A 5,640-nucleotide genomic window follows, 5' to 3' on the forward strand; every position below is an offset into this window, starting at 1 on the left:
GCCTTACCCCCATGCATAAATGCAGGGGCTTCCACGGCGCGAGGAATTTGGTGAAGAAAGGCTTGATCCCTGTTAATTGGAAACAGTTTGTCTGGGATTAACATTTGCTCTCGAAACGTTTCTCTGGGAGCTTTTATTTATATTAATAAGTAGCCCTGTGGATGTAAGTACTCCATACTTACATGGAAGGTTATTGCGTTTGGCACCCGCTCTTAAGCTACATTCATACTGACTGGGCTATCCTTACTCTTGCGATGCTCCGGAGGAGCCGCGCAATGCGCGATCGCTTACCTGTATCTAGGAAATTATGCCCAAGCAATTCAGTATGAACACCAGCATTTGGCTTTAGCACAACTGCACAGCAAGTTGACTGACTGGCAGCTAAGGGCGGATAAGGCGATCGCGGCAGCAGGGCGGCTCATAAAGGAGCATCGCATCTGCACGGGGTTTGCCCAGAAAGGGGTCAATTGGCGAGAATCTCACTTCTCACCACCTATAAAACCGCTAACGTTTTGCTGTCATGACTTGTGACTTGTGGATTGAACATAATTTCTCCCAATGTTGAATTACTTTTGAGAATTCAACTTCAGATGAATAAAATCCCGCTAACGCTCTTACAGCAAGCATTAGTGGAATGTCGGCTTTGATATCATTCCGGTGTACTTGCTATTCGGCTTCTAGCCATCCTTTTATTGTTTCAATAGGAATACTAAAGAGTGGATGATTAACTGTTGTCTTTAATGCTTCCAGTACCCCCGCTTCTAGCGCACCTAGCAATCTGGCTTTGAACGTTGGATTGCATTTAATTTCTTGATGAACCGCTGCCGTAACTTGTTCTGTTGTTGGGTTAGTCTTAGCTAGCTGATTGAGGAGTTGCTGAATTTCTGCTGCGGCTTGTGCAAGAGTTTGTCTCTGCTCAGATGTATAATTATGTTGATTAAATATTGGGTTACTCCCAGATTGTGCTTGGTCAATAAACTGGTTATTAGAATTTCTTTGGTCGTATTTAGATTAGACATCTCCAAAATAGAAGTATTTTGTGGTAAAAGAGTATAAAATTAGCTTTTGTACCACAAAAAAATGAGTGATATATTAGGTTATATTAAAAACAATCATCAGGAAACGCAGCGGTTGGTTGGTCTCAAGTATGAGCAACTAGAACAACTAATAAAACAGGCGCTCGCCTTACATACCCAAAAGCAAGAAGAAGTCGAAGCGCAAAAAGTTAGAATCATAAATAAAGGAGGAGGTCGTAAAGTAAAGTTATCGACGGAGGAGCAAATTCTGTTAACATTGATATATCTGAGACATTTGACAACATTTCAGTTGCTAGGTATCCAGTTTGGAGTGAGTGAATCAACCGCGAACGATACATTTAACTACTGGTTGCCACTCCTAGAAGAACTTTTGCCATCTAGTTTACTTGAACAGGTAAAAAAAAACGCCAGTGACTATGAAATTGTTCAAGAAGTTTTAACCGACTATGAACTAATAGTAGATAGTGCAGAACAGGCTAGAGAGAGACCTGGAGAGTATAAAGAACAGAAAAAGTATTACTCTGGGAAAAAGAAAAACCATACATTTAAAAATCAAATTACTGTTTTACCAGATGGCAAAGATATTGTTGATGTTATCGCGGGAGAACCAGGACCAAAAAGTGACATAGCTTTATTTCGTCAAGGACAGAAAGATTTTGACGCCCATCAAAAATTTCAAGGTGATAAAGGTTATATTGGAGAGCCATCAATTAAGACTCCCATGAAAAAACCGAAAAGAGGAGAACTAAGCGAATCCCAAAAAAAGAAAAATAAAGAAATGGCTTCCGACCGAATATTTGTAGAACATTTAATTCGTATATTGAAAATTTTCAGAGTCGCTTCTCTCCAGATTTCGATTAAACCCAAGTAAATATGAACAAATAATCATGACGATATGTGGACTTGTAAGATTCCGAATAGGAGCATTAGTTATGGCACTATAAAATAGTGCGAACTTCCTAGGAAAAATTGATATCCTAACTTGTGATTTTTTCCTGGTTATCAATCACTAACTGTCTCAAGCCCTTATTTTTCCGTTGAAACTGGCTCATATTTGAAGTTGGCGTTCGGTGACTCAAGTCCAGTTTTAGAGTGGTATTGGCATTTTTCGGAGATGTCTATTGATAAGATTCTGACATAGATTCACTTTGGGCTTGCGCTGTAACATTAATAACATTTTGAATAGGTCTATTGGCTAATCTTTCAATGACGTTGTTTAAATCGGCATTCTGCTTACGATAAGTTGCTATCTGTTCATCCTTAGCTTGTAACTTTGCACGATATATTGCTTCAAGTGCATTTAGCTTTACTTCATATAATTCTTTTGCGTGACGCTCAATTTCTGCTTTGTTGGCTTCTGGTGGAACCTCAAGCCGAATGACAAACGCACCACCAGTTTTCTTTTCAATAGCTTGAACTGAGAGATTTTCTTCACCATATTCAGCCTGTAGTTCTTGAAAAGAGAGCAGAAATGCTTTCCAGTCAATACCATTGGCAAAAATTAAGTCAACTGTTTCTAAAGCTTTCTGAAATAGGTTGGTAAACTCCCCAGTCGCAAATTCTCCGCTACTGGGACGGCGTTCTTGTTCGTCACTTCTTAAGTAGACGTACTGGCAATCTATATCATCGAGCTTTGTAGCACTGTTAATATTCCAGTCTTCCAAGCAAGTACCTGTAAAGTTTGCTGCCGTGAAATTTGTTCCTAATGCTTGAGTTCTGATCAGGCAAGCCTTGGTGAGGTTAGTTCTGCTGAGGTCAGCCCCGGTGAGGTTTTGTCCGCTGAGGTCACTTCCGCTAAAGTTAATTCCGCTGAGGTTAGTCCTGCTGAGGTCAACCCCCCTGAGGTCAGTTCCGCTGAGGTCAGCCTCACTGAGGTTAGCTCCGCTGAAGTCAGTTCCGCTGAGGTTAGCCCCACTGAGGTTAGCCCCACTGAGGTCAGTTCCGCTGAGGTCAGTTCCGTTGAGGTTAGCCCCACTGAGGTTAGCCCCACTGAGGTTAGTTCTGCTGAGGTCAGCCCCGGTGAAGTTTTGTCCGCTGAGGTCAGTTCCGCTAAGGTTAATTCCGCTGAGGTTAGTCCTGCTGAGGTCAACCCCCCTGAGGTTAGCCCCACTGAGGTCAGTTCCGCTAAGGTTAATTCCGCTGAGGTTAGCGGAGCTGAGGTTAGCGGAGCTGAGGTTAGTTCTGCTGAGGTCAGTTCCGCTGAGGTCAGTTCCGCTGAGATCAGTTCCGCTGAGGTCAGTTCCGCTGAAGATAGCCCCCTTAAGGTCAGCCCCCCTAAGGTTAGCCCCACTGAGGTTAGTCCAGGTGAGGTTAGTTTTGAAGAGATATTGTCCGGTGAGGTCAGCTTCCCTAAGGTCAGCCCTGGTGAGGTTAGTCCTCCTGAGGTCAGCCCCGATGAGGTCAGTTCCACTGAGGATAGACCTGGTGAGGTTAGTCCTCCTGAGGTCAGCCCCGATGAGGTTAGCCTCACTGAGGTTAGCCCCACTGAGGTTAGCCCCACTGAGGTTAGTTCTGCTGAGGTCAGCCCCGGTGAAGTTTTGTCCGCTGAGGTCAGTTCCGCTAAGGTTAATTCCGCTGAGGTTAGTCCTGCTGAGGTCAACCCCCCTGAGGTTAGCCCCACTGAGGTCAGTTCCGCTAAGGTTAATTCCGCTGAGGTCAGCCTCACTGAGGTTAGTCCTGCTGAGGTTAGCCCCACTGAGGTTAGTCCTGCTGAGGTCAACCCCCCTGAGGTTAGCCCCACTGAGGTTAGTCCCACTGAGGTCACCCCCACTGAGGTCAGCCTCACTGAGGTCAGCCTCACTGAGGTTAGCCCCACTGAGGTTAGCCCCACTGAGGTCACCCCCACTGAGGTTAGTCCTGCTGAGGTCAACCCCACTGAGGTTAGCCCCACTGAGGTCAGCCCCACTGAGGTTAGTTCTGCTGAGGTCAGTTCCCCAGAGGTTAGCCCAGGGGAGATCATCCTCACTGAGGTCATCCTCACTGAGGTTAGTCCTGCTGAGGTCAGCCTTGCTGAGGTCAGGAATTATATTTGAATTTTTCCGTCTCCATTCATTCCAGTTTTTTATTCCTTGCCTAAACAGAGCTAAATGCTCCTCTATTGCCATTGTGGATTATTCCTATGTCCTTACTTTGTGAAATTCAGCTATTTAGAGCATAACTACAGGGGGTATGGTGACGATCCGTAAAAAATGTTATTTTGCTTGAAATCGTTGTAAGTATAAATCTAGGGGTGCGATTGTTTATACTCGAACAAAAAGCGCCCAATTAATTAGGTGCTTCTTTTTATCTCGAATTTAATTTTTTCACCAGACGTAGTGCTGTCTTATCTGCTGGAGTAGTGCTTTGCCTTACTGTAAGAGCGCTAGCACGATGTCGTCATATGTGTATTTCCCGACATTTAGATGACTAGAACTACTTTCACACAGATTAAGTTAACTTTTTCTTCTTCGCTGTTGCGGCAAAGAGCGCTGCACTCATGCCGAGAATCACACAAGGTTCTAAAATAAATTGCACGAGTAAGTACTTGTACAGTGAGCAATAATGAGCTAAATACGGAATGACGCTAGACGATGATGTATCTACCGCATGGTAATTAAACCTAAGTGTGCTACCAATTATGAGTAGATTTCAACAAGGTCAACGAGTGGTCGTACAAACATTGTTTGTAGGTAAAGAACACGGCAAGGTAAAAACCATTGATGATGGCATAATACAAAAAAAAGTGGAAATAAGTTTAGATAACGGGGATACAAAATGGTATCCACCGGATGCTTTATCTTTTGAGGAACTAACCCAGGAAGAAGTACGTGCTGAAATTAAAAACGTTACTAATCGGGTTAATAAAGTGTCCTCCCAACTACCAAAAGACATGAAAACAGAATTACCTAATCATTTAAGATTTCTTGAGGATGCTCAAGTGTCTAATGATAAAGAAAAAGCTGTTAGAGAATGCAAATATGTAGCGGACGAACTAGAAGATGCAAGTAGAAATGAGTTTGTCACAAGAGATTGGTGGGAAAACACAAGAAGAAGCCTTGAAAAAATACATTGGGCTATGAAGAGTCGTCCTCTGTAATCAGTCTCACAACTTGTTTTTGCTCCTAAAATATCCCACTAGTACTTGTACAGTGAGCATTAGTGGGATATTTGGGTGTAGAGAGGTTGAATTTCAAAACCCAATCACTGAAACAGCTTTCTTCCTTTGCTCTGGGGTCACTTCTAAATATCGCTGCAACGTCCCCAAGTCATTGTGACCGCTGATTTCTTGAATATGCCGTAATGGGATACCAGCGCTACACATCTGCGTTAACGCTGTCCGCCTAAAGCTGTGAGTACTGACACCAACTAACCCAATACGCTTGCAGGCATTCTTCAGAATCTTCTCAGCCCCAAACCGGGTGAGGCGCTCAGTAATACCGCGCTTTCCTGGGAACAACGCCTTACCGGGGTTCCGACTGGATTTAGGAGCCAAGCCTTCATGGTTGACTCGTAGATCGTGGTCGTTAGTCGCAGGGTTAATAAGGCTTGGCTCATTTTTTTGTCCCAATGGGCGTAAGGCTAGAGAAGCTGTCACCTTGTGCCAACTGGCTGAAATCCTCTCAAA

5 protein-coding genes are annotated in these 5,640 nt (G+C 43.8%); 3 read left to right on the plus strand and 2 right to left on the minus strand.

What is annotated here, in order from left to right:
* Positions 1-249 precede the first annotated feature (249 nt).
* Positions 250-531 (plus strand): hypothetical protein, encoded by a 282-nt coding sequence (locus ACM0OZ_RS47515; protein ID WP_414589932.1) that lies wholly within the window; start codon positions 250-252, stop codon positions 529-531.
* A 549-nt stretch (positions 532-1,080) separates the two neighbouring features.
* Complete coding sequence (locus ACM0OZ_RS47520) at positions 1,081-1,908, plus strand: transposase (protein ID WP_414589933.1); 828 nt, start codon at positions 1,081-1,083, stop codon at positions 1,906-1,908.
* A gap of 247 nt (positions 1,909-2,155) precedes the next feature.
* Here the strand turns inward: ACM0OZ_RS47520 and ACM0OZ_RS47525 are convergent, their stop codons facing one another.
* Positions 2,156-4,141 carry a pentapeptide repeat-containing protein gene (locus ACM0OZ_RS47525; RefSeq protein WP_414589934.1) on the minus strand — a complete coding sequence of 662 codons (1,986 nt, stop codon included), beginning with the start codon at positions 4,139-4,141 and terminating at the stop codon, positions 2,156-2,158.
* Between the two features lie 512 nt (positions 4,142-4,653).
* On the opposite strand from ACM0OZ_RS47525, the gene ACM0OZ_RS47530 reads away from it, so the two are divergent.
* Positions 4,654-5,112, plus strand: coding sequence for a hypothetical protein (locus tag ACM0OZ_RS47530; RefSeq protein WP_414589935.1), 459 nt, complete (start codon positions 4,654-4,656; stop codon positions 5,110-5,112).
* A 93-nt stretch (positions 5,113-5,205) separates the two neighbouring features.
* Here the strand turns inward: ACM0OZ_RS47530 and ACM0OZ_RS47535 are convergent.
* Positions 5,206-5,640, minus strand: a 435-nt coding sequence (locus ACM0OZ_RS47535; protein ID WP_414589936.1) for a tyrosine-type recombinase/integrase, incomplete at its 5' end; no start/stop codon positions are given.

Source organism: Scytonema sp. PCC 10023 (assembly GCF_963920835.1).
Lineage (GTDB): Bacteria > Cyanobacteriota > Cyanobacteriia > Cyanobacteriales > Nostocaceae > Kalymmatonema.

Excerpts from the sequence above, each read along its gene's own strand:
- ACM0OZ_RS47520 (WP_414589933.1), top strand. The coding sequence starts at position 1,081 with ATGAGTGATATATTAGGTTATATTAAAAACAATCATCAGGAAACGCAG.
- ACM0OZ_RS47525 (WP_414589934.1), bottom strand. The coding sequence starts at position 4,141 with ATGGCAATAGAGGAGCATTTAGCTCTGTTTAGGCAAGGAATAAAAAAC.
- ACM0OZ_RS47530 (WP_414589935.1), top strand. The coding sequence starts at position 4,654 with ATGAGTAGATTTCAACAAGGTCAACGAGTGGTCGTACAAACATTGTTT.